The sequence below is a fragment of the Candidatus Avoscillospira sp. LCP25S3_F1 genome (assembly GCF_052117125.1).
GTDB lineage: Bacteria > Bacillota > Clostridia > Oscillospirales > Oscillospiraceae > Avoscillospira_A.
In genome coordinates this window covers 16,712-41,128 of the sequence record NZ_JBQKJT010000019.1, presented here as the reverse complement: position 1 = coordinate 41,128, position 24,417 = coordinate 16,712, and the positions used below count along the sequence as shown (strand labels likewise).

24 protein-coding genes are annotated in these 24,417 nt (G+C 58.8%); 23 read left to right on the top strand and 1 reads right to left on the bottom strand.

What is annotated here, in order from left to right:
- Nucleotides 1-17: 17 nt before the first annotated feature.
- Nucleotides 18-275 carry a helix-turn-helix domain-containing protein gene (locus ACTQ33_RS14275; protein WP_441465225.1) on the top strand — a complete coding sequence of 86 codons (258 nt, stop codon included), beginning with the start codon at nt 18-20 and terminating at the stop codon, nt 273-275.
- Nucleotides 276-470: 195 nt separating this feature from the next.
- On the opposite strand, the gene ACTQ33_RS14270 is transcribed toward ACTQ33_RS14275, so the two are convergent.
- Nucleotides 471-725 (bottom strand): helix-turn-helix domain-containing protein, encoded by a 255-nt coding sequence (locus ACTQ33_RS14270; RefSeq protein ID WP_242976500.1) that lies wholly within the window; start codon nt 723-725, stop codon nt 471-473.
- 128 nt (nt 726-853) lie between these two features.
- Between ACTQ33_RS14270 and ACTQ33_RS14265 the strand changes: the two genes are divergently transcribed.
- From ACTQ33_RS14265 to ACTQ33_RS14160, 22 genes are all read left to right on the top strand, one after another.
- A complete protein-coding gene (locus tag ACTQ33_RS14265) occupies nt 854-1,408 on the top strand; it encodes an SLOG family protein (protein WP_116721467.1) in 555 nt (184 codons plus the stop codon).
- A 149-nt stretch (nt 1,409-1,557) separates the two neighbouring features.
- On the top strand, nt 1,558-2,931 hold the full coding sequence (locus ACTQ33_RS14260) for an ABC transporter substrate-binding protein (RefSeq protein WP_441465224.1): 1,374 nt from the start codon (nt 1,558-1,560) through the stop codon (nt 2,929-2,931).
- 23 nt (nt 2,932-2,954) lie between these two features.
- Nucleotides 2,955-4,547 (top strand): response regulator transcription factor, encoded by a 1,593-nt coding sequence (locus ACTQ33_RS14255; RefSeq protein ID WP_441465223.1) that lies wholly within the window; start codon nt 2,955-2,957, stop codon nt 4,545-4,547.
- Nucleotides 4,548-4,720: 173 nt separating this feature from the next.
- Complete coding sequence (locus ACTQ33_RS14250; protein WP_441363964.1) at nt 4,721-5,074, top strand: hypothetical protein; 354 nt, start codon at nt 4,721-4,723, stop codon at nt 5,072-5,074.
- Nucleotides 5,071-7,491 carry a histidine kinase N-terminal 7TM domain-containing protein gene (locus ACTQ33_RS14245; RefSeq protein ID WP_441465222.1) on the top strand — a complete coding sequence of 807 codons (2,421 nt, stop codon included), beginning with the start codon at nt 5,071-5,073 and terminating at the stop codon, nt 7,489-7,491. The genes ACTQ33_RS14250 and ACTQ33_RS14245 overlap by 4 nt, the downstream gene beginning before the upstream one ends.
- The gene (locus ACTQ33_RS14240) at nt 7,484-8,914 is read left to right on the top strand and encodes a hypothetical protein (protein WP_441465221.1); all 1,431 of its coding nucleotides are present in this window, start codon (nt 7,484-7,486) and stop codon (nt 8,912-8,914) included. The genes ACTQ33_RS14245 and ACTQ33_RS14240 overlap by 8 nt, the downstream gene beginning before the upstream one ends.
- A complete protein-coding gene (locus ACTQ33_RS14235; RefSeq protein WP_216503803.1) occupies nt 8,911-9,528 on the top strand; it encodes a response regulator transcription factor in 618 nt (205 codons plus the stop codon). The genes ACTQ33_RS14240 and ACTQ33_RS14235 overlap by 4 nt, the downstream gene beginning before the upstream one ends.
- 150 nt (nt 9,529-9,678) lie before the next feature.
- The gene (locus ACTQ33_RS14230) at nt 9,679-10,047 is read left to right on the top strand and encodes a hypothetical protein (RefSeq protein WP_325284884.1); all 369 of its coding nucleotides are present in this window, start codon (nt 9,679-9,681) and stop codon (nt 10,045-10,047) included.
- Between the two features lie 17 nt (nt 10,048-10,064).
- Nucleotides 10,065-10,205: an S-layer homology domain-containing protein gene (locus ACTQ33_RS14225; protein ID WP_441146557.1), complete on the top strand. Its 141-nt coding sequence runs from the start codon at nt 10,065-10,067 to the stop codon at nt 10,203-10,205.
- Between the two features lie 215 nt (nt 10,206-10,420).
- Entirely contained in the window at nt 10,421-11,755 is a 1,335-nt protein-coding gene (locus tag ACTQ33_RS14220) for a hypothetical protein (RefSeq protein ID WP_441465220.1), read from the top strand.
- 29 nt (nt 11,756-11,784) lie between these two features.
- Complete coding sequence (locus tag ACTQ33_RS14215; RefSeq protein WP_441465219.1) at nt 11,785-13,209, top strand: SPFH domain-containing protein; 1,425 nt, start codon at nt 11,785-11,787, stop codon at nt 13,207-13,209.
- 119 nt (nt 13,210-13,328) lie between these two features.
- Nucleotides 13,329-14,171 carry a hypothetical protein gene (locus tag ACTQ33_RS14210; protein ID WP_441465218.1) on the top strand — a complete coding sequence of 281 codons (843 nt, stop codon included), beginning with the start codon at nt 13,329-13,331 and terminating at the stop codon, nt 14,169-14,171.
- A 44-nt stretch (nt 14,172-14,215) separates the two neighbouring features.
- Nucleotides 14,216-14,617, top strand: coding sequence for a hypothetical protein (locus ACTQ33_RS14205; RefSeq protein WP_441465217.1), 402 nt, complete (start codon nt 14,216-14,218; stop codon nt 14,615-14,617).
- Nucleotides 14,618-14,639: 22 nt separating this feature from the next.
- Nucleotides 14,640-15,491, top strand: a complete 852-nt coding sequence (locus tag ACTQ33_RS14200) for a DUF4428 domain-containing protein (protein WP_441465216.1) — start codon at nt 14,640-14,642, stop codon at nt 15,489-15,491.
- A 48-nt stretch (nt 15,492-15,539) separates the two neighbouring features.
- A complete protein-coding gene (locus ACTQ33_RS14195) occupies nt 15,540-16,223 on the top strand; it encodes a TIGR00266 family protein (RefSeq protein WP_441465215.1) in 684 nt (227 codons plus the stop codon).
- A gap of 24 nt (nt 16,224-16,247) precedes the next feature.
- Nucleotides 16,248-17,714: a hypothetical protein gene (locus tag ACTQ33_RS14190; RefSeq protein WP_441465214.1), complete on the top strand. Its 1,467-nt coding sequence runs from the start codon at nt 16,248-16,250 to the stop codon at nt 17,712-17,714.
- A 12-nt stretch (nt 17,715-17,726) separates the two neighbouring features.
- Nucleotides 17,727-18,737 carry a DUF5067 domain-containing protein gene (locus ACTQ33_RS14185; RefSeq protein ID WP_441465213.1) on the top strand — a complete coding sequence of 337 codons (1,011 nt, stop codon included), beginning with the start codon at nt 17,727-17,729 and terminating at the stop codon, nt 18,735-18,737.
- Nucleotides 18,738-18,814: 77 nt separating this feature from the next.
- A complete protein-coding gene (locus ACTQ33_RS14180) occupies nt 18,815-20,050 on the top strand; it encodes a hypothetical protein (RefSeq protein ID WP_441465212.1) in 1,236 nt (411 codons plus the stop codon).
- Nucleotides 20,051-20,119: 69 nt separating this feature from the next.
- Nucleotides 20,120-21,253 carry a hypothetical protein gene (locus ACTQ33_RS14175; protein ID WP_441465211.1) on the top strand — a complete coding sequence of 378 codons (1,134 nt, stop codon included), beginning with the start codon at nt 20,120-20,122 and terminating at the stop codon, nt 21,251-21,253.
- Nucleotides 21,254-21,272: 19 nt separating this feature from the next.
- Nucleotides 21,273-22,589: a TPM domain-containing protein gene (locus ACTQ33_RS14170; RefSeq protein WP_441465210.1), complete on the top strand. Its 1,317-nt coding sequence runs from the start codon at nt 21,273-21,275 to the stop codon at nt 22,587-22,589.
- Between the two features lie 12 nt (nt 22,590-22,601).
- A complete protein-coding gene (locus ACTQ33_RS14165; protein ID WP_441465209.1) occupies nt 22,602-23,741 on the top strand; it encodes a hypothetical protein in 1,140 nt (379 codons plus the stop codon).
- 49 nt (nt 23,742-23,790) lie between these two features.
- Nucleotides 23,791-24,360, top strand: coding sequence for a DUF6935 domain-containing protein (locus tag ACTQ33_RS14160; RefSeq protein WP_087347534.1), 570 nt, complete (start codon nt 23,791-23,793; stop codon nt 24,358-24,360).
- Nucleotides 24,361-24,417: the final 57 nt, after the last annotated feature.

The window sequence follows — 24,417 nt, the reverse complement described above, 5'->3', positions numbered from 1 at the left end:
TTCGGAGAGGAGGAACGATGAGCTACTTCGGAACGATTTACGCCGACACCGAACTTCCCTCCAGAGCGAAGGCGGTCTATATGTACCTGCGGGATCGCTCCGATGCCGAGGGAAAGTGCTGGCCGGGCATTCAGACCATTGCCTCGGACATGAAGCTGTCCCGCTCTACGGTCAAGCGGGCGCTGCACGATCTGGAGCAGCACGGCTATCTGAAAAAGGCTTCCCGGCACAGGCCGAATGGGAGCAGCACCTCCAATCTCTATACCGTGAAATAAAAGAGAGAGTGGTTTGTACCAAAATGTAGTACAAACCACTCTCTGAATCAATGGCAATTTCAAAATCTTCCGCCAAGGGAGAACTGCGCCCATTCGCTGGACCCAGGAGCGGTTCATTGTGAACCACCCAGAAGGACTCACTCTATCAGAGATTTAGGTCAGAGAAAAGACTTATCATCATCTTAATGAAAAATCTTACTTCTCAAGTCGAAATTTCAGCAGCAGATACGGCTCCACTTCAAGGACGGTGGCTATCCTAAACAGCAGATCCAGAGACAGGCCATGACTCATGCCGGGCGCTTCAACGGACGCGAGATGCTGGCGGCTAATATCAAGGATCTCTGCCAACTGTTCCTGGGAATATCCCTTTTTCTTGCGATAGTATCCGATAGCATAAGACAGGTTTTCCATGCGCTCGGAAAAGTCAAAATCCCATTCCAGAGTTATCACCACCTTACGGAATTAGTTTATCCGAAGGCAGCGCATACTAAAATTAACCCTAAAGCATTATTGACGCTCATAAAGCGTCAATATATAATTAAAACACTATTTTGTTCGATGTTATGTGAGGTGTCAATATGACAAGGGGACTTGCCTGTGCCATCATCGGCCATAGACCGACACGCTTTCGCTTCAAATATGATGAAAACAACAACGGCTGCAAGCGGATCAAGAAACGCATCCGGGATCAGTTGATCCAGCTCTATGAGCAAGGCTTTCGCCAGTTTTGGGTAGGCGGCGCTCTGGGCGTGGATATGTGGGCCGGGGAGATATTGCTGCGGCTCAAAGAACAGCCGGAATATAGCGAGATCCAACTGAAGATCGCTCTGCCCTTTGAGGGCCACGACACAGACTGGGAAGATCGCAGCCGCAGCCGTATGTCTTTTCTGATCCGACACAGTGCGGAAACGGTTATCGTGGGTAATAAAGAAGCGCCCCCGGCGGTCAATTACCGGAGACGCAACGAGTATATGGTGGACCGTGCAGGCTACTTACTGGCAGTCTATGACAACGACCGTTCTATCCGCAGCGGAACGGGAATGACCGTCAACTATGCCAGAAAAAAGGGGCTGCCCATCACTCTGATCCACCCGGATAAGGCAACGATATCAAAAGAAAAACCTGAACGATGAAAACTACCCGCTGCGGATAGGGCAGGTTTATGGAATCCATGTTATACTGAACTGAAATGGATACTCCACGAAATGAATTCAATAAAGTATCCTGTTTCAACTGGCTTTTTTTACCCTCAGCAGATATAATGAAAACGAGGTGATGCGATGTGAAGGTACGAAGAATTGCGGCGTTTTTGCTGGCAGGTATCTTGCTGGCCTACTGCTGCGCGGGCTGTTCCAACACAGCGAAAAAAGAAGAAACGCCAACCACCATTACGGTCTGGCACGTCTATGGCGGACAGACCGATTCCCCGCTCAACGATCTGATCGATGAGTTCAACCAAACGGTGGGGAAAGAGCAGCAGATCAATGTGCAGGTTACCTCCGTGTCCAACAGCAATACCATCCACGAACTGGTGCTGGCCGCTGCCAACGGAGAGCCGGGAGCGTCGGAACTGCCCGATATCTTCAGCTCCTATCCCAAGACCGTGATGGCGTTGCCCGACGACAGCATTTTGGTGGACTATCAGGACTATTTCAGCGAGGAAGAACTGTCCGCTTTCCTGCCGGCTTTTGTGGAAGAGGGAACGGTCAATGACCGCCTGGTGGTCCTTCCTGTGGCAAAATCCACAGAGATCATGTTTATTAACCAGACCATCTTTGACCGCTTCTCCCAGGCTACCGGCGTGACGCTGGAGGATCTGGACACCTGGGAGGGGCTTTTCAAGGCAGCAGAGGTCTATGCGGACTGGACCGACGCTCAGACGCCGGATATTCCGGGCGACGCCAAGTCCATGTTCGTTCACGACTACTATTTCAACTATTTCCAGGTGGGGGCGGAATCCCTGGGCGAGGATTTCTTCCAGGGTGACAAGCTGGCCTTTGGCCCCGCTTTCCAGACTGCGTGGGAACCGCTGGCGCAGGCCGCGCTTCAGGGAGGCGTCTGGCTCAAGAGCGGTTACGCCACAGAATCGATCCGCACCGGCGACAGCATTGTGAGCGTGGCATCCTCGGCCAGTATCCTCTATTACAGCGATGTGGTGACATACCCGGATAATACCTCCGAGGAGATCACCATCATCTCCCGCCCCTGTCCGGTATTTGAGAACGGGGAAAACCTGGTCATGCAGAGGGGGGTAGGCTTCTGCACCGTGCGATCCACCCCGGAGCGGGAGCAGGCCGCCGTGACCTTCCTCAAGTGGCTGACCGAACCGGAACGCAATGTGGAGTTTGTGACCCAAGCAGGCTATATGCCGGTGACCCGGGCCGCCTTCGAAAACGAGCTGCCGAAGGCCATTGAGGGATTGGAGAGCGCCAAGTACGCGTCTCTCTATCAGGCCTATCTGGATACCCAGCAAAACTATAAATTCTATGTGCCGCCCCAGTTGGAGAGCTACCTGAGCCTGGAAACCACGCTGGAGGACCATGTGCGGGCCCAGCTGGCCCTGGGCCGCCGGGATTATCTGGAGGCCGGAGAGACCGGGCTGGAGCAGATCAGTGCGGACCGGCTCCAGTCCTTCCGGGAGATCATGGAGCAATAACCTGTAAGAGAGGAGGAACCACCGTGCGCAACAGACTGAAAGAACTCCGGGCGTTGAACGCCTTTGCCAAAAAGCAGAGCGTAGGGATGCAGCGAAAGCTGATGCTCTACTGGGTGTCCATGATCCTGGTGGTCTTCGCGGCGGTGATCCTTCTGCTGTCCATCGCTGGGGCCTTCTCCCGGGATGATGAGCAGCTCCATGAGGTAATGGAGCTCCACCTGAGCAACACAGGAGATACGCTGGCCAGCCAACTGGACTATCTGACCGCCCAGAGCCTGAATCTCTCCAAGGAGCTCAGCCGGGAGATCGAGGGGGCGCTGGTACAGGAGGGCATTTCGCTGCAGGAGGTCAACGATGACCCGGAGCGGCTGCTGAAGCTGCAGGAAGTCATGTACCCGCTGATCAGCACCACCCTCCAGACAGCCAACTGCAATGGCGCCTATGCGATCCTGGACGCCACCACCAACACCGGCCTGGAGGGGGCGGACCACTCCAGAAGCGGCATCCATCTGCGCTACTCCAACCTCAGCGCCAGCAGTCCGGTCACACCCACGGTGGTCTACTTCCGCGGCATCCCGGACATCGCCCGTCAAAAGGATCTGGAGCTGCACAACCGATGGAATCTGGAATTTGACACCGATCAGATCCCGGGCTGCCGGGAGCTGATGGATACGCCGCTGAGCCGGCCTGCCGACCGCTACTTCTGGTCCCGCCGGATCAATCTAAAGGACACCTGGGAATCCGCTATGCTGCTGTGTGTCCCCATTGTGGGGAGCGACGGAGCGGTGTACGGCGTGTGCGGGGTAGAGCTCAGCGCCCTGTATTTCCAGTTTTCCTATCCCACCCTGGAGGGAAAGTTCGGCTCCGCCGTCACCGTGCTGGCTCCGGTCCAGGACAGCCGTCTGCTGCTGCCGGATGGATTGGTGGGCAGCGTCAACGGCACCTACCTGGACGGTCAGGAGACTCTGGCCATCCATCAGGGGCGATACTATAACGAATACGACACAGGCGCTGGACGGTATATCGGCCTGCACCAGACCATACCCATCTCCAGAGGGAAACCGGAGGACACCGTCTGGGCCGTTGCCATCCTGATCCCCCAGGAGAGCTATGCCGCCTACACAGCCGGCGTCCAGCAGACCTGGGTCCTTGCGGCCCTGGGACTGCTCCTGGTGCTGCTGGCCCTGTCCTTCTTCCTGTCCCGGCGATTTGTCCGGCCCATCACCGACAGTCTGAAACGGTTCCAGCAGGCGGAGGGGCCGGAGCAGGGGATGTCCTCGGGCATCTCGGAGCTGGATGAGCTGGCGGAGTTCCTCAATGCCCGGGCGCGGAATCAGCGGCTGGAGCAGGGAGAGCTTCCTCCCAACATTGCGGAACTGTTCGACCAGTTTGTGGAGCGGAAGGATCTGCTGACCGAGGCGGAGCGGAATATCCTGCGCTACTACATCGACGGTCACGAGATCGCGGAGATCCCGGGCCTGGCCTTTATCAGCATGAGTACGGTCCGCAAGCACAACCGGAGCATCTACGAGAAACTGGGGGTGGCCTCCCGGGACGAGCTGATGCTCTACATCGACCTGCTCCGCCGCTGCGGAAGGCTTCAGGAGCTTTTCTAAGACAAGTTTCTCCATTACAGCAAAGCGCACAAAACCAGAGGACTGGTTTTGTGCGCTTTCTCTATTATCCAATGGATACCTTTGCGAAAAAGTGGGAAAAAGTATCCGACGGACCATATACGCCCGCCCCTTACTCCTGTTATAACAGGAGTAGAAACGAGGAGGTGCGGAATATGACAAATCTCTTGTCCAGCCGCTTAGAGGACCGGTCCACGCCCCAGTATTTCTGCTTTTCCATCCGCTGCGAGGTGTGCGGAGAATTTTGGTACAGCAGCAGCATCCCCTTTTCCAAAGCGCTGCAGGCGGCGGAACACCGGGAGAAGAAGGAACTCTATGACGCCATCTATCAGCGGGAGAAGCAGCGGGCCATGCAGGCGGCCGGTCAGGAGGCCAGGGAGCGGTTCAGCCAATGCCCCATCTGCCGGCGGCTGGTCTGCGACGCCTGTTTCCTCATCTGCGATGAGATGGATCTGTGTCGGGAGTGTGCCGGCCGGATGGAGGAGTCCGGGGAGCCGGTGGCGCCATGAAAACGCGTTGGCTGCCGCTCCTCCTGCTGTGCCTGATCCTGGCCGGGTGCGGCACGGTGGACGCAGAAGACCGTCTGATCTCCGCGGCGGAGGGCGCCGAGGCGTATAGCGGAGCCCTCGTCCCCTTCCTCCCCGGATATTCCCTTCAGACGGCAGAGGATACCCTCTACGCGGAGGTGAGCCGGGGCAGCGCCGTGGCCTGCTTTGATGTACAGGCCATCCCGGCGCTGGAGCGGGGCATTGGCCGGTATTGGTATCCCCATGTCACGGCCACCGTGATTCTGGCGGTGGACCGCAGCCGGACGGACGCCGCCGTCACCGGCTGGAACAGCCTTCGGGAGAGTCCGGTCCCCGTGGGCATCAGCAGCAGTTCCGTGATCCGCAATATGCTGGCTCTGGGCGCCCTGTCCTACGGGCTGGACCGGGAGGCGCCCTCCAAGCGTGACGCTCTGGAGCTGCTGGAACACCTTGGTCAGAACGGAAACTTCCGGCTGGAGGCGCCGGACGCCCCCATTCTGATCTGTCTGGACTGGGAGGCCGCCGCGTGGAACCGGAACGGAGGAAATTATGAGATCATCGTGCCGGCGGAGGGCACGCTGTCCTGCCGTATGGGGCTGCTCTCCGATGTCCCTCTGACGCTGGAGCCGGGGCTGGATGAAACCCTTCTGTCAGCAGGGCTGCCCCTGGTAGACGGAGAGAGACCGGCTGATTTTCCCGATGATTACCGGCCGGCCCGTACCCTGAGCGAGGAGGACTACGGCTGGTTTCTGGAGTTGACCGGGGACAGCAGCCGGGACCTGCGCCGGCAGGTGCTCCACACCCGGCGCTATACCACAGCAGATCTCCGGGAGCATATTTTATCCGCCCTGTTCCTTGCCGCCGCCATCCTGCTGTGGAAGGGGACGGTATCCCATCGGATGATCCGCCGGGATGTCCGCCGAGTAGTCGGGGTCATGGGCTGGCTGATGGTGGGATGGCTGCTGCTGCGCCTGTTCAAATATCAGCTGACAGCAGATGGGCTTCTGTGCCGGATGTGCTGGTACGGCTATTACATCTTTCAGCTTGCCCTTCCGGTAACGCTGCTGTATCTGGCCGTGATCCTGGACCATCCGGAGGGTGAGAAAAAGCCGCTGCGCCCTCTGTGGCCGCCTCTGGCCTGCTATGCCCTCTCTGTGCTATTGGTACTCACAAACGATCTCCACCAGCTGGTGTTTCGTTTTGACCCGGTCGGGGACTGGGCCTCAGACTACCGGTACGGTCCGGGATACTGGGGCGTAACGGCTTTATCCCTCCTGTTCCTGGCCTGCGCAGTCTGGAAGCTGCTCCGCAGGGGGCGGTATAGCCCCTACTGGGTCGGCAGGGTGGTTCCGCTGCTGTTCTGCGTGGGACTGCTGGCCTACATCACTGCTTACATCAGGCGGGTGCCTCTGGCGTGGGAGAGCGACCTTACCGTGAACATCTGCGTGCTGTCTGCCCTGTTTTTTGAGTCGGCCCTCCACGCGGGGTTCATCCCGGTCAATCTTCAGTATCAGCGTCTGTTCACCGCCCTCCCATTGGGGCTGGCGCTGCTGGATGAGCAGGGCCGCACCGTCCTGTCCTCCCGGGGCGCGCCTCCCGTCTCCCGCTCCATCTGGCGGAGGATCTCCATGGATATGACCCATCCGCTGCTGCGTGACAGCGACACCCAGCTTCACGCAGTCCCCATTCATGGCGGTATGGCGGTATGGCAGGAGGACCTCTCCCAGCTCAACCGGCTGCGCAGGGAGATCCAGGCTGTGCAGGCCCGTCTGGAGGCGGCCAACGCCCTGCTGCGTGAGGAGGGCGAGGTGAAAAAGCGCCTGCTGGCCGCGGAGACAAACCGCACCATGTTTGAACAGCTGGACCGGGACATGGAGCGCCGCATCCAGACATTGGGACGGCTGATCGAGGCTCTGCCGGATACGCCCCATCCCCGGGACCTGACCGCCTACATCACTCTTTGCCTGTGCCATATCAAACGCAGATGCAATCTGTTTTTCCTGGCACGTCAGGGGGATGGACTGCCCGGAGAGGAATTGAGCATTTATCTGGATGAGCTGGCAGAACTGGCCCGCTATGCGGGGCTGCAGCTGCTCATTCGCTGCGGGCAGCGTGGAGTGCTGGAGATCCGCAGGGCGGCACTGTGCTACGACTTTGCCTTTGAAGCCATATCCTGGGCCCTGAGGGAGAACGCCTCTCCTCTGCTGGGGTATCTGGAGCCGGAGGGCGCCCATCTGGTTTTCCGCTTTCTTCCGGGGGGTGATCCCGGACAATGGCGCTTTTCGGAGGAACTGACGACGGCGGCGGCTGCACTGGGCGGTCAGATCGCCTGCAAGGATCTGGACGATGCCGTTGGGATCTGCATGACGCTGCCCTTGGGAGGTGAGTCCTGTGGCTGAATTTTACCGGTTTCCCCATTGGGCGCTGACCACATTGGTGATGGCGGCCGCCCTGTGCATCGTGTTTCAAACAAGGGCCATCTCTTACAGCATCCGACGTCTGCCCACCGGCTGGGTGCGCCGGGTGGAAAATGGGATGGAGTGCGCCATCCTCGGGGTGCTGTTCCTCTTCGCCGCCCTTCTTGCACAGGTGCAGTATGGGCTGTTCTGCGGCTTTTTGGCGCCCAGCGCCTACGGCCTTGTCCGGCAGGCGGTGTTTTTGCTGACTGCGGTGCTGGGAACCACCGCTGCGGTGGGGATGGAAATGATCTGGCCGTTTTTTGCCGTGGGCGGGGCGGCTGTCTTGCTCCCCCTGACAGAGACGGTCACAGGGCCCGCCTATCCCGTCTTTTTTCTGATGAGTATGGCGTTCTTCCTGCTGCGCAGCGTACATATCTGCCTGCTGCGCCGGCGGGAGCTCTACACCCAGCTCTCCTCCATATCCGTCAAGGAAGCCATTGATACCCTGCATACCGGTCTGCTGTTCTTTCGGCGGTCGGGGGAGCTCCTGCTGTGCAACAGCAGCATGGAGGCGCTGGCACGGCAGATGACGGGGCAGCCGGTACAGGACGGAAGGCTGTTTCAGCGGCTGCTGGAGTGCGGCCCGCTGTGCGGCGGCTGCGCACGGGAAGTTCTGGGTGGGCAGCAGGTGTTTCGCCTCCCCGATTCCTCCGTATGGAGCTTTTCCGCCCATGAGCTCCCCATGGGGCGCCGGACCATGCTTCTGCTGACTGCCGATGATGTCACGGAGCATTGGGACGCGGTGACCTTTCTTGCCCGGCAAAACCAGGCGCTGGAGCAGCGCGGACAGGAGCTTCGCAGCACCATTGCGCATTTACAGGCCATCTGTGAAGCGGAGGAGATCGCCCGAAGCAAGGCGAGGGTACATGACCTTTTGGGACAGCGGATCAGCCTGCTGCTCCGGGCGCTGCGGGATGACCGGCAGATGGATGAGTCGCTGCTGCTGGACTTTGCCCGCAACCTTCCCACGGCCCTCCGAGAGGACCGCACGCCCAGCCCTGCTCATCGTCTGGAGATGCTGCGGGAGACCTTCCAGGGCATGGAGGTGTCGGTGGAGTTCCAGGGCGCGCTGCCAGAGGATGGGGCGGTGGCGGACAGTTTTGCCGAGATCGCCGTGGAATGTGTCACCAACGCCGTGCGCCACGGGTATGCCACCCGCATCCAGTTCCACTTTTTCCAGAATGACTGCTGGCGCATGACGGTCACCGACAACGGCATCCCGCCCGCCGGCCCCATTCGTGAGGGCGGCGGCATCGGCGGGATGCGCCGCAGGGTCCGTCAGCTTGGCGGCAGAATGGAGCTCTATACTGTCCCCCGATTCCGAATCGAACTGTCTGTTCCAAAGGAGGCTGTGGAGAAATGACAAACGTTCTGATTGTGGAGGATCACGTTTCCATGCGGGAATCGCTGACCACGGCGCTGACGGCGGCGGGAGATTTTTCCGTGGTGGGCGAAGTGCCCAACGCAGACTATGCCCTGGATTTCTGTAAGCATCTGCATCCGGAACTGGTGCTGATGGATGTCTGCACCGAGGGCGGCGCCTCTGGGCTGAAGGCGGTGGAGGCCATCCGCAAAACAGATCCGGAGGTCAAGATCATCGTCATGACCGCCTTTGACGAGATCACCTATATCCCCCGGGCCAGGGCCGCCGGGGCCAACGGCTTTATCTACAAAAGCCGGAGCCTGCACGATTTTCTGGAGGTGGCCCGGACGGTGATGGCGGGGGGCAGCAGCTTCCCGGAGCCCAGAACCATTCCCATGCCCCAGGGAGAGGCTCCCCTCACCGACCGGGAGATGGAGGTACTCCGGCTGATGTGCAGACACATGACCAACAAAGAGATCGCCCAGGAGCTGTTTATCAGCGAAAACACCGTCAAGTATCACAAGATGAACATGCTGGGCAAGACCGGCTTTTCCAAGGCGGTGGATCTGGCCTTCTACATGATCTCCAACGGCTGGATCAATCCCCTGTATTAAAGAATTGCACTTCCTATCCACCGGCTTTGTGCCGGTGGATTTTTTGTTTCAGGGAAAAGACTACCCGCAGCGGGTAGGGTGCAAATTCGAAATAAGCTCTACAATAAATCTGTAATACAGAAGGTATGGGAGGTGGGGAGGCTGAAAACTGTGCTCCTGATTATGCGGCGGGCATCGCTGGCTCAGGGCCTGATGGCGAAAGTGCGGGACGCCCCGGGAATACAGCTGTGCTATGAGCCGGACTATGCCAACGCGGACGTGGCCATCCGCAGCCACCTGGCCACCGGGGCTTTGCTGGAGGTGGCCGAGGACGGCGCCCAGGACATCGGATTTTGCCTGGCCCTGTGCGCATGGCTGCGGGAAGTCACGCCCCACTGCCGGCTCATGCTGATGTGCCCCGAAGGACAGCCGGAGGCTGTGAGCCGCGCCATCGAGGCTAAGCGTAGGGGCGAGATCGACGACTTTGTGTTTTATGATGTATCTCTGGACTATTTGGCCGCCAGTCTGCAATCCCTTTGAGATAGGCAAAGATCATTTTGAAATGGGGGTATGCCGACGCGGTCACATGGGCGGCGAACAAGGGCATCACTGGCGGGATCGGCAATGGCCTGTTCGGTTCGGATAACAACTGCACCCGCGCCCAGATCGTCACCTTCCTCTATCGGTATGTGGAATAATAACAGGATATTCTTACCAAGCGGAGCGGCAAATGCCGCTCCGCTTTTTTGCGTTTTGTCCGAAAAACTACCCGCTGCGGGTAGGGCGCAAAACAGCGGCACCCGGTAAAATGAAACCATAGTAGAGCGCAGAGAAACAAAAACAGAAAGAAAAGAGGTGTCGTCATGCAAGTAACTGCAAACAGGAAAATGATGATGTCAAGGTGTGCAGTGAGATGAAACGAGTATGGATGTCTATGCTGGCCTTGCTGTTGGCGCTCTGCCTGACGGCCTGCGGCGGCACCCCCGGCGGCGGAGAAGAAGGGCCGCCCGAGTCTCCTGATGACACAGCGACCTCCGCCCCTCCGTCCGACCATAACTCCGACAGTTCATTGGGCGGTACCTATTGGACGGCTGTACAGCACGAGTCCTACAACGATCTCTTTGATCGCACAGAGGTGAGCCAGATGCCCACGGAGCGGTGGTGGGCCGATCTCTTTCTCAACGAGGACGGAACGGCGCAATTCCGTGAGGTCCTGGGCGACAGCTTCAACAGCTATCTGGGCAACGGGACCTGGTGGCTCGGCGCGGATCACACCCTGCGGCTGACAAGTTCGGACGGCGATGAAGATGGTGAGATGAATGGCCGCATTGAAGATGGCCGCATTATTTTGGAATCCTTCTATGGGGACCGGTTCTATTTTGAAAAAGCGGAGCGGCCGGGCCCGGGCGGCGAACTGTGCATCGCAAATCTGCATGGGACATGGCACATGACCACAGGCGAGGTGGAGGGCTGGAGCTATAACGCCCGGGAAGAAGGCCTGGCCTCCACGCTGGTTTTTGAAAGCAGGTGGAGCGACGCCATCGAGGGATATGTGCTGAGAGCGGATTATTACTTTGCGGACTTTCTGGATACGGATGAGCCGGAATACCGGCAGGAAGCCGAGCTTCGGACGGAGCTGCTGGAGGAACCGCTGTTCCACGGCCTCTCCAACGAGCTTTGGAGCGTCCGGCTCTATCATGATGATACCGGCGCGGAGTTCTTTCTCACCCTGACCGATCCGGATACGCTGTATCTCCAGGAGCATTATGAGACGGACGGCGCTCCGGCGCTCCGCACGGCGGTCTATCAGAGAGTAGACGCATTCCTGCCAGAAACGCTGCAGACGGCTTTGTATGAGGAGCCCTCTGACAGCCTGATTTTCTACTGGCCCAACCCACCGGACGATGTATCCGCATGGCTGGAGGTACTGCCGGTCACAAAGCTGGAGCCGGATGGACTGGACAGGCTGCTGGTGGTGGGGCGCTGGTATGAAACACAGATCCGGTTCTGTACGGGCGAGCCCCTGTGGGATGACAGCGGACGGCTTCTGGATTGGGTCACGGACGAGATCCTGTACGACGAAACGCTCAACATTGATGAGCCTCGGTGGTTTTCCCTGACGATCCCGGAAGGCGTACCGAACCTGTGTCTGCACATCAAGCGCTCCTGGGAGGATTTTTGGTACCTCTGGCCCATCACCGACACAAACGGGTATCTGGTGGATGGGTGGACATTCCTGACACCATAACAAAATAAAACAAGAGAGGAGATCGCATTATGGGACTGATCAAAGCTGCATTGGGCGCAGCCGGCGGCGTGATGGCCGACCAGTGGAAGGAATTCTTCTACTGTGAAGCCATCCCCGCGGATGTGCTGGCGGTAAAGGGAAAGAAGAAGGCCACAGGCCGCTCCAGCAACACCAAGGGGGATGACAACATCATCACCAACGGCTCTGTCATCGCGGTGGCAGACGGCCAGTGTATGCTCATCGTGGAGCAGGGCAAGGTGGTGGATATGTGCGCCGAGCCGGGCGAGTACACCTACGATATGTCCACCGAGCCCAGCCTCTTCACCGGCGATCTGGGGGAATCCATCAAGGGCGTGTTCCAGAACATCGGCAAGCGCTTCACCTTCGGCGGCGAGGCCCCCAAGGACCAGCGCATCTACTATTTCAACACCAAGGAGCTCACCGGCAACAAGTACGGAACCCCAAGCCCCGTCCCCTTCCGGGTGGTGGACCAGCGGGCGGGCATCGACATCGATATCGCCATCCGCTGCTTCGGCGAGTACAGCATCCGCCTGAAAAACCCCATGCTGTTCTATACCAATGTCTGCGGCAACGTCAGCGAGGACTTTAAGACCGAGCAGATCGCGGGGCAGATGAAGACGGAGCTGCTCACCGCCCTGCAGCCCGCATTCGCAAAGATCTCGGAAATGGGTATCCGTTACTCCGCTCTCCCTGGTCACACCCTGGAGCTGGCAGAAGCCCTCAACGAGCAGCTCTCCTCCCGGTGGCGGGACCTGCGGGGCATGGAGATCGTTTCCTTTGGCGTCTCCAGTGTCAAGGCCAACGAGGAAGACGAGCAGATGATCAAGGAGCTGCAGCGCAACGCGGCCTTTATGGACCCCACCCGGGCGGCGGCCCATCTGGTAGGCGCACAGGCCAGCGCCATGCAGTCCGCGGCCAGCAACCCCAATGCCGGTCCCGCTATGGCTTTTATGGGCATGGGGATGGCTGGACAGATGGGCGGCATGAACGCCCAGAATCTCTATCAGATGGGCGCGCAGCAGCAGGCTCAGCCCACCCCCGCACCTGTACCCACGCCCCCGCCTGCCGCCCCTGGCTGGACCTGCGCCTGCGGACAAAGCGGCATCACCAGCAGCTTCTGCCCTAACTGCGGCAGCAAAAAGCCGGAGCCCAAGCCGGCAGCAGAGAGCTGGCAGTGTACCTGCGGTGCAGCCGTCACCGGAAAATTCTGCCCGGAGTGCGGCAAGCCCCGGCCCGCAGCGGACGGCTGGACCTGTTCCTGCGGTGCGGTGAACAAAGGGAAATTCTGCGCGGAGTGCGGGGCAAAAAAGCCCGCCGGCGTGCCCCAGTACAAATGCGACAAATGCGGCTGGGAGCCGGATGATCCCGCCCATCCGCCCAAGTTCTGCCCGGAGTGCGGCGATCCCTTTGACGATGGCGATGTGCAGGGATGACCCGTGGAAGAAAAACCGCCGTATTTTCTGTTGTAGGTCTGTTCCTGCTTCTGGCGGCTGCGGGATATTGTTTCAGAGGTCATCAGGGAGGTGATGCACCCATACAGAAGAAATCTGCCGTGCCGCCCGGTACCTTGACCGGCGTCACATACAGCCACACCAGCGGCATGGTTGCCAGAGCGGATTTTGCCATCACGCTTTCGCCGGAGGCCATTCTGGAAACAAGCTATTATCCGGCCCTTGATCCGGATACGGCGGAGGACGAGGACTGGTATCATCCGTCCACCAAAGAGAATGTCCCCATCACCGCGGCTCAGTGGTCGGATGTGGAGCAGATCATTCTGGAGCTCTACCCGCTGATGGAGCCCATCCCGGAAAACCGGCGTGAGGTGAAGCTGCCACCGGGGATCGAAGTCATGGATGGCGGGGACTCCACCAGCCTGATCCTGACCTGGAGCACAGAAGACGGAACACGGAGCATCCGTTATAATCCGCCAAACGACCGCCGTATCCATACGCTGATCGCTCTGCTGGAGGAGCTGGCCGACCCCATTGGACGGGAGATCCCCCGCTATGCCCCGCCGGAGCTGAGCGGCTTCTATATGGGTCAGTCCGGGGCTCTCTTCTCCAAGGACTATTCCTTCCAATTCGACCGGGGTCCGTCTGTTGTGTACGGAGAGGACGCCCCCTATATCCTCCGGGCCAGATTTACCCCGTCCGGTCGGAAGCAGGAGATCTGGAGTGACTGGGCCGTGTCAGATGAGGAGTGGGATGCCTTCACCGCGTTTGCGGAGGAGATCCGTCTGGAAGAACAGCCGGACGGCAGCTCGGAAAAGCCGGCCTGCACCCTCTATTACTCTGACGGCAAACAACAGCAGAAGAAATTGGATCAGGAAACAGCGAAGCAGCTCCGGGCGTATTTTACAGAGCTGGCCCTGTGCCTGCTGGATGAACAGCCATAGTACGCAAAGCGATCCATAAAAACAGAACATAGGAGGTACTACAAATGAAAGGTCAGAAGATTTTGAAAGTCACATCCATTCTCATGATCATCGGCGGCATCATCGCCGCCATCGCCGGCGTCATCGCCATTCTCGGCGTCAGCGCCCTGGCAGCCCTGTCGGGGAGCGCGGAGGGTACCGGCCTGCTCTATGCCAGCTCCATTCTTGTGACTGTGGCCTCTGTGATCCAGTTTATCGCGGGCATTAAGGGCATCGGGGCCTGCAGCGCACCCCAGAAGGCCGCTTCCTGCGTCAAATGGGGCATTATCATTGCGATCTTAGCGATCATCTCCATCATCATCGGTTTTGTAGGCGGAGGCCAGTTCAGCATCACCAGTCTGGTGCTCAACCTTCTGCTGCCGGGATTGTATGTCTACGGCGCCATGCAGATGAAGGGCGCCGCGTAAGCGGCTTCAGAAAGGGGTGCAGATGATGGGGCTCTTTGGAAAACTATTTGATAAAAAGGAATGCTCGGTCTGCGGCGGCGAGATCGGGCTGCTGGGCAACCGCAAGCTGGAGGACGGCAATCTGTGCAAGGAATGCGCCGCCAAGCTCTCCCCCTGGTTCAGCGACCGCCGCCAGAGCACGGTGGCGGAGATCCAGGAGCAGCTGGCCTACCGGGAGGCCAATCAAGCCAGGGTATCCTCTTTCCGCACCACCCGTACTCTGGGTGAGCGTACCAAGGTGCTGCTGGACGAGGATGCGGGTCTGTTTATGGTCACCTCCGCCAGAAATTGGGAGGAGGCCAATCCGGATGTGCTGTCCTTCTCCGATGTGACCGGCTGCAAGTTGGACATCGACGAGCACAGGACGGAGATCGAATACAGGGATAAGGATGGAGAGCGGCAGAGCTTCAATCCCAAACGGTATGCCTATTCCTACGATTTCTACATCGTAATCAACGTCAACAATCCCTATTTCAGCGAGATCCGCTTCCCACTCAACAGCAGCTCAGTGGATAACGATGAGGAAACACTGCTGGATGGGCCCGACGCCATGCGCAGACCCCGCGGGGGTCTCCGGGCTAAAGCCGGCGGAATGGGCGGCGGCTCCCTGACCTCCAATGCGGAGGAGGTGCGCTCCAGCGTGGAATACCGGCAATATGAGGAAATGGGCTGTGAGATCCGGGATGCGCTGCTGCAGATCCGGCAGCAGGCGCGGGAGGAAGCGGCCGCGGCAGCAGCACCCAAGGCGGCGGTGACCTGTCCGTACTGCGGGGCGACCACCACACCGGATGCCAGCGGCTGCTGCGAGTTTTGCGGCGGCGCAATCAACGGATAAGAATACCTTGGAGCAATAGAAAACAACGAAAATGAAAGGAGCTTCACCATGAAGAAGTATGAAATTTTAGGAGAAAATCTGCCGGTCGTCGTATGTGAATTGTCCCCAGGCGAATCCATGATCACGGAGAGCGGCAGCATGAGCTGGATGAGCCCAAATATGAAAATGGAAACCACCACCGGAGGCGGTATGAAGAAGATGCTGGGGCGGCTGGTGTCCGGCGATTCCGCATTTCAGAACAAGTTCACTGCGGAGGGCGGGGACGGGTTCATCGCCTTCGCTTCCAGCTTTCCCGGGGCCATCAAGGCTCTGAACATCAGTGCCGGCCGGTCCATGATTGTGCAGAAAAGCGCGTTTCTTGCCTCTGAGGAGGGTGTGGAACTATCCATGCACTTCCAGAAAAAACTGGGCTCCGGCATCTTTGGTGGCGAGGGCTTCATCATGCAGAAGCTGAGCGGAAACGGGATCGCCTTTATTGAGATCGACGGTCACGCGGCAGAATATGACCTGGGCGCCGGACAGGAGCTTCTGGTCAGCACGGGGTACCTGGCGGCTATGGAGGAGAGCTGCACCATGGATGTGGTTCCGGTCAAGGGCGCAAAGAACATGCTCCTGGGCGGAGAGGGTATTTTCAATACCGTTGTCCGGGGACCCGGCAAGGTGATCCTGCAGACCATGCCCATCAGCAAGGTGGCCGAACTGTTGACGCCGTTTTTCAGCAACAAAAAATAAGAAAGGACAGAGAGGAGAATGGCCATGAAAACCAAGTTCAAGCTGTCGTGCCTGTTCCTTGCGGCGCTGATGCTGTTCAGCCTCACTGCCTGCGGCAAGGACAACCCGGAGCCCAGCTCGACATCGGAAGGAACCGAGCAGACAAAGCCTCCTGTGGAAGCGGGAAGCGGAACAACGATCCATACAAATCTGTGGGATCTTACTTACGATGAGGCGGACGGCTGGGTCTATGAGGAGGACGACCTTCATGACGATGAAACATCCTCCAAGATCATCCTGACGCTTCCCAAGGAAGGCGAGGATGGAAGCATCGTCGATGCGGAGATCCGCGTTTCTGTGGAAGATCCGTATACCTTCCGGGACTATCTCACCAGCTACGGCTTTGACGAGTACGAATATGCAGTCGATCAGGCCTATGATCTTACTCCCGTCGGCGGCATCGATTGCCTCAAAGCAGAAGGAAACTATTGGGGTTCCCCCTGCCTGCGGTATATGAACCGGGTGGAGGGCGCGGGAGCCACCGTATTTATGGAGATCATCGGCGAGTACGAGGATGAGCGTGTAGACAAGCTGCTCTCCGGCCTGACGATCCATCTGGAGGATACCGGAAACGAGGATGGCCCCTGGTACTGGGAGGGTGAGCCCTTTTCTGCCCAGCCCCGCAGCGTCATGGTGGGTACGCACACGCTCAGCAGCCAGTGGCTGCCTATCACAGACTGCATCATCACAAAGGAGATCTTCAATCACGCAGCTGCTGTCACAGGAGATCAGGCTTACCTTCTGGTGGACGGAGAATTGAAGCGCTTCGATTACGACGGCGCATCTCTGAACTTTGCGGAGGATATTGTGCTGGACGCGGAATATGAGGATATTTCCGCCGACACCACAGGGACCCTCTGGCTGGCGAATTTTATGGAGCCGCTGATCAGCTGGAAGGACGGCGCACAGACGGCGTCCTATGAGGGCCCGGATCACGTCACCATGCACCCATCCGGGACCTGGGGCGTCAGCTGGTTCTCCGGCCCGGAATGTGAAAAGATCACGCTCTCCGGCGGAGCCCTCAAGACGGAGCCCATGGTATTCCAGGAAGTGGACATCCTCAGTCACCTGCTGATCGACGACAGCCACATCTATGTCTGCGGGTCTGCCGTGGATGGCAGCGGTCACAAGGTGTTTGTCTATGACAGCAATGGCGCGCTGCAAATGACTTTGGCAGATTCCGACGGAAGCGGCCTGGGAAGCATTACCTTTATTACGCAGACCGCAAATGGCTATCTGGCCCTGGACGGAAATATGCGTGAGGTGGTGCTCTGGACCAAGGACGGCACCTATCTCGGCGAGGCGGATGACGGCGACCTGTTCGGCACGGACTATCCCTGGTTCTGCGGCGGCGCGAAGCTGGCTGACGGCAGCATCCTTGCCATTATGACCGAAGACAGAGCAGACGAGTCCGCAATGGAACTGGTGGCATTCAAACTCAGCGGCTTTTAAGGAGGATCTGACATGAAACGCACGAGGTTATTCTGCGTCCTGCTTGCGGCGGCGATGCTGCTCAGTCTGGCCGCCTGCGGCAAGGACGACCCGAAAGAGTCCAATTCGCTCCAGATCGGGGACTATGCGCTGCTCTACAAGGGGGCCAGCATCATGGAGGACTCAGATGGAAACGACGCGCTGGTCCTGACGCTGGATTTTACCAACAACAGCAAGGACAGCGGCTCCTATGTCTGGTCCATCTCTGAAACAGCGATGCAGAACGGCGCAGAGCTGGCCGTCGCCACCGTCTTTACGGACAGCGACTCCTACGACACGGTAATCGACAGTCAATTTACGGATGTCGCGCCGGGTGAAACCCTTGAACTCCGCACCACCTTTGTGCTGGCGGATACCACCAGCAAGGTCGAGGTGACCTTTGAGGAGGCATTCGGCGACAAAACCGGTAAGATCACCGTCGATCCGTCCACACTCAGCCGGGAAACGGCGGGAAGCGGTACAGGTCAGGATACTGGGACCGGAGATATACTGCTGGACTGGTGGAACGGCGACTGGTACGGCTGGTGGATCATGACCGGCTGCTCGGGCGATTACGAGGATCTGGAGGGCGCCTGGTGGGACATCTGCGGCGCCATTGACATCGGCGGGGACGGCACGGGCACTGTCACCCTCTGGGATGAGGACTATACGAAGTCGGAACCGATGGTCTCCGCGTCGGTCAGCCTCAGTGATGATGGGACCAGCATATATGGCACCATGACATCCGAGGGCGGTGCCTTCACGGATATTGCGCTGGAGCACGGGGACTGGATCGTTGACCCGGGACTGGTGGACTATGGGGACATGATCCACATTGACGGTGATTACGAAAACGGCGGAGATGCATTCCACTATGATATCTACCTGCGCCCGTGGGGGACCTATTGGGTGGATGTGGATGAGGAGAATCTGCCCAATCTCTATGACAGCTGGTATCTGCCTCTGATCGATGCGGAGGAGCCTATGCCGGACAGCATTGGATGACACCAGAATGGGGATCGTTCCCGCCCCATTTGGGGCGGAGCGATCCCCATTTGCGCAATGGTATGGAGCAGTGACATTTGAAAGGAGCAGTTATGAAAAGGACATCAAAACGAGTGATCGCATTTTTTCTAATACTGGTTCTGATGCTGTCTCTCTGTGCCTGCGCGCAAAAACAGCAAGCGAGAACAGACGAACCAAATCAAAGCGCCGATGGTGAGACGTTGTCTGGTATGCCCGATCAGAAACTGCCGGAAAAGCTGCGCCCGGGGGCCGGGGGATCGGATATGCAGCCGACACCGACCGGATTCTCCGCGGAAGCGGAACAATCTCTTGTTTGGCTGCGGGAGAGAATGGCTTTTCCGCAGACCATGTTCGGCGCGGCCTTCCTGGGCTATACCGGAGAAGCGTCTGATGGAGATTGGCTGTCAGAAACAGACCAAGCGACGCTGCAGAAATACCCTTTTATTTCCGAAATCGATACGGGGCATACCATCGGGGAGGATGATTATCTGTATTGTCTCGTGCCGCTTGATGAAAATGCCACGGTTTCCGTCAATCTCATGCGGTGGGATTCGAAATCAGATACTGAAGAGGTCATCGAGGTTCTCTACCGGTCTGAAGTTGGAGATCCGCTGCTGATCTTTGCAGCCGGCGGGGACGATGCATACGCATACCTGTCCTACATACAGGTCCAGATCGTAGACAACGCAGGCAACAGCTGCGTGTGGGAGCCGCAGCTCTATACATCAACGGGGCACATCGTGCCATGTTTCTCGGAAAACGGAGACTACCTCTCCTTCGACTTTACGGAATACGGCTGGCAGGGCGTTCCTTCCGAGCTTGCACCGTGGCTGGCAGACGGCTGGAGCGGCGTCTATGCCTCCGGGCTTGGCGGCAGCTGGACAACGCAGGCAGCGGCATGGGATACGGACCGTATCGCAAATTACTACCTGTGGTTCTTTCCCGAGGATGAGATGGGAGGAACGGTCGAACTGTATTGGGAATACGAGGGTGCCGATCCTTCTAAAACGACGTGGGAAGAGGTGTGGAGCGGTTTCTGGACGACCACATCCGTCATGGATGGGCCCAGTTATGTGACCGTCAGCCTGTCCCTTGTTGGCGGTGATAACTATGGCGTCACAGACGGCCCGTATTATATCTCGGAGACTTATCCGATTTTGATGAGTCCCAGCGGCGAGGAGATGGTGATCGGCGCTGGGGAGAACGAAGTCAGCCTGCCGTTTATGCCGAAGTACGACGCGCAGCTGTGCGTCCTGACGCTGGACAGCTTGCTCACCGACCCGCTCGGCTGATCTTCTGCGGATTACGGCCTGTTTCGGTATAGACCGTTACAGCGTCGGCATGGGAAGGAGGAATTTCAGATGCCAACACAGGTAACAAATTATCAATGCCCCAGCTGCACGGGACCGCTGCATTTCTCCGGTGCGTCCGGCCGGTTGGAGTGCGAATACTGCGGTGCCAGTTACGATGTGGCGGAGATCGAGGCGCTCTACGCAGAGAAAGAAAAAAAGGCAGCAGAAGCCCAGCAGGCGGCGGAGGAAGGCGGCGCCGGACAGGGCGCGCCGGCCACGGATGGAGGCGCATGGGACACCTCTGACTTTTGCGAGGATTGGGGGGATGAGGGCGACGGTATGAGGGCCTACAGCTGCCCCAGCTGCGGCGCGGAGCTCATCTGCGAGGAGAGCACGGCGGCGACCTCCTGCCCCTATTGCGGGAACCCCACTGTGGTGCCGGGCCAGTTCTCCGGAGCACTGCGGCCGGATTTCATCGTTCCGTTCAAGCTGAGCAAGGAAGATGCGGTAAAGGCCCTCAAGTCCCACTACAAAGGGAAGTTTTTCCTGCCGAAAAGCTTTACCGGTGAAAATCATGTGCAGGAGATTCGAGGGATCTATGTTCCCTTCTGGATGTTCGACGGCGAGGCGGAGGGCGACGCCCATTATGAGGCTGCCCGCTCCCGTACATACCGCTCCGGCGACTACGAGATCACGGAGACGAAACACTACGATGTCTACCGGGCCGGAGCCGTCACCTTTGAGAAGGTGCCGGTGGACGCCTCCAGCAAGATGCCGGACGGCCACATGGACTCCATTGAACCCTATGACTACAAGGAGCTGAAGCCGTTTTCCACCGCGTATCTCCCCGGCTTCCTGGCCGATAAGTTCGATGTGACGGTGGAACAGAGCCGGCAGCGGGCGGATCAGCGCTGTGAGGGGACCCTTGCCTCCGCGCTGCGCGGCACAGTGAAGCGTTATGACCTCTGCGTTCTCAGAGACAGCAGCGTTCACCTGCGCAGGGGCAAGGTGCATTACGCCCTGATGCCCGTCTGGATGCTGAATACTAAGTGGCATGGGAAGGACTTCCTCTTTGCCATGAATGGACAGACCGGAAAGCTGGTGGGCGACCTGCCGGTCAGCTGGGGGAAGTTCTGGGGGCTGTTTGCCGCCATCGCCGTCCCCCTGTCTGTGATCAGTTCGGCGCTGGTCCTATTGCCGTGAGAAAGGAGGCGGACCGGATATGAAGAAAGCATATACTGCTCTCGCGCTGGCGTTCCTGTTTGCGCTGTCCCTCTGCACTCCCGCAATGGCGGCAATGGAGTACGGCGTGATCTATGACGAAACGGAATCCTTGGGATCGCAGGAACTGACCATGCAGGGAGAACAGACCCTCCCCCAGCTCTCCCAGGCGCTGGGCCTTGATCTGCGGGTGGATGTATTGACCCAAAACAGCTATGACGGACTTGGCGACGCCGCCGCGGGGATCTATGAGGAATATGATTACGGCTATGGCGAGCACAAGGAGGGCGTTACGCTGACCATTCTGCTGGAAGCGCAGGATGGGGATACCTACAAGATGGTTGACGAAAATGACTGGTGCGTCTACGCCAGACTGAGCGATGAGCGGGGCAGCGGCCAGGAATTGTCCGGCGCCGTCTACGATGCGGTACAGCCCTATATGGCGGCGCAGGCGTGGAACGGCGAGGACATGACCATGAGCGCCGTGGCGCTGACCCAGGCAGTGGACGCCATGGCGGAAACGGCGGAGGATTACATCCTCACAAATTGCCCGCCGGCCGGCTCCGGCGAGGATGTCGGCGTGGAAGAACCGGTGCAGGGCAGTGTCACGATGCAGTATGTATTTGATGTTGCAGACCTTCTCCCCTATGAGAAGTGGGAAAAGCTGGAGGCTCGGGCCGAAGCTATTTCCCAAAAGCAGGATTGCGGCGTTTATTTTGCTCTTGTAGATGATTACACGGAATTCGGAAACGGCAGTATCTATGAGGTCACCTATCAGCTCTATCACGGCAGTGAGCTCGGTATGGGCAGCGGGCGGGATGGGATCATCGTGCTCCTGAGCATGGCCGAGCGGGACAACGCCATGTTCGTCTACGGCGAGTACGCCGAGTATGCCTTTGATGAATATGGGCAGGAGAAGCTGGAGGAGCAATTCCTGGGCGATTTTGGGGAAAACGACTGGTATGGCGGCATTTCCAATTACTTGGACGCCTGTGAGGAATATCTGACGAAGGCCGACGCCGGCAAGCCGGTGCGCCGTCCTTACTGGATCTGGTTCGTCATTTCAGCAGGATGCTCCTGTCTGGCCGCGGGGACGGTTTGCCTGTGGCTGCTGCGTAAGATGAAGTCCGTCCATCAAAAGGCGGAAGCCGATGCGTACCTCACCGCTGGCGGCTTACACCTGACAAAGCAGTACGACCGGTACACCCATACCACCGAAACACGCACCAAGATCCAGAAAGAGAGCTCGGGCGGCAGCGGCGGCAGCACCTACAGCGAAAGCGGGGGCGGCGGCAGCGGCCGCAGCGGGAAATTCTGAGAAGGAGGCCGGATGATGAAGAATTTGCTCCGGCGCCGCTTTCTCCCGGCGATTTTGTGCATGGCGCTGGCCCTTGGTCTGTCCGCCTGCGGAGGAAAAGACACACCGCCCGTTGAAACGGAAACGGACGGTGCGATGGGCACCCTTTCCGGCAGTAAGGGAGAAAAAGATTCCGGGGTGGGTGTGTTCTCCGGCAGCGGGGAAGAAACAGCGGAGGCGGAATTGGCGGAGGAGTCCCTGAACCTGTTGTATGACGCCATGGCATACGATGACCAGTACGCCGGCGCGGTCGCCTATCTGGGATACAGGAAGCAGGGGGACTCCACCCCGCTGTCGGACTGGCTGGTGGAGAATTGTGCCGGATTGGTGGAGGCCATGCCGTTTCTACTAAATATACCGGCCGAACATATCCTTGGCCCGGGCTATGGTGATTTATTCTGCATCGTTCCCCGGGATAAGAATACCAGCCTTGCCGTGAACCATGTCACCTGGGAATCTCTCGGTAACGGCGTTTGGCCTGTACCGGGTGAGGTGCTCTACCGGGAGGAGTGTGCTCAGTCTGTACTGATATTTGTAAATTATGAGCAATGGCGGGATGAACCGGACACGGAGATCGTCCTTGTGACAAACGATGGCGTGGAGGTGAAGTGGCTTCCGCTGACCGATGAATACGGCATTTCCATCGTGCCCACCGGGGAGAACTACCTTCCCATGCTGATGGATTTCGGCATCTGGGGCTATGTGACCGGGTTGGACTACCCCGAGGACTGGGAGCCGTCCGGGGACGACTGGTGGCTGCCGCCCACAGACTGGGGGCTGGCTTACACAAATTGGACCTGCGAGCAGTGGTACATGGAGTTCGGCTGGGGCGACAGCGACCCGGACTATTCCGGACGCATCGATCTCTACCATCAGCCGGAGGATGGGCAGGAGTATGCGTACTCGTATTCCGGCATCTGGCGTATGGAGGGCGACTGCCTGTATCTGGACCTCTCGGACGACGCGGGCACCCGCATGAGCGGCAGCTTCCCGGTGCTGATCGACCCATCCGGCGAATCTCTCCATATCCAGCAGGATCGTGAAACCGGTGTGTGTCCACCCTTTTTTGGCGAGGGCATGACCTGTATGGATCTGATACGCGCCTATGGCTGAGAGAACATCAGGCGCACGAGTGTGGAACAGGCGTGAAAGGAGTATTTGTATGAGTATTTTTGACAGGCTAAAGCAGTCCGCCGTGGATGCCGCGGCGACGGCAGCCACAGCCATTGGAAACAAGCGGGAAACCTTTACCTTTGCGGCCCTCCCTGAGAGCCTTGCCCAGCTGCAGGCTCTCCCGGAGGCGGCCCTTGACACCCCCTTTCAGGCGGCGGCGCTGACCGTGCTGGCCCTGTGCGCCTATGCCGCTGACCGGCAGATCGGCACGGATATGCTGAATTGGCTGCGGGGGCCCCGTCCTTTGAGCGGACAGGAGATCTCCTTCTTAAACGACCGCTTCCGTGACGGAAAGACCTACCTTCCCTTCACCTACTTTGCCGGCTCTACCCCCGACAACAATTACACACCCAACCAGCCCTATACCATCCGGGTGGAAAGCAACCATGTTTCCGGTGAGGAGCAGGGCTATATGAAACTGTTTATCCCCTGCGGCGGCGCGGACAGCCCTCGCCCCATCAAACTCCGGCAGCGGGGCAGCGATGGGAAATGGTTCCTCTGGGAGCAATACCTGCTCACCGGTGTCCGTACCCCCAAGTCCGCTGACCCCTGGGCGTGAGTCAGGCGGCGCGGCTGTGGAGGCTCGGCTCATGGAAGCCGGAGCAGGCGGGAGCGA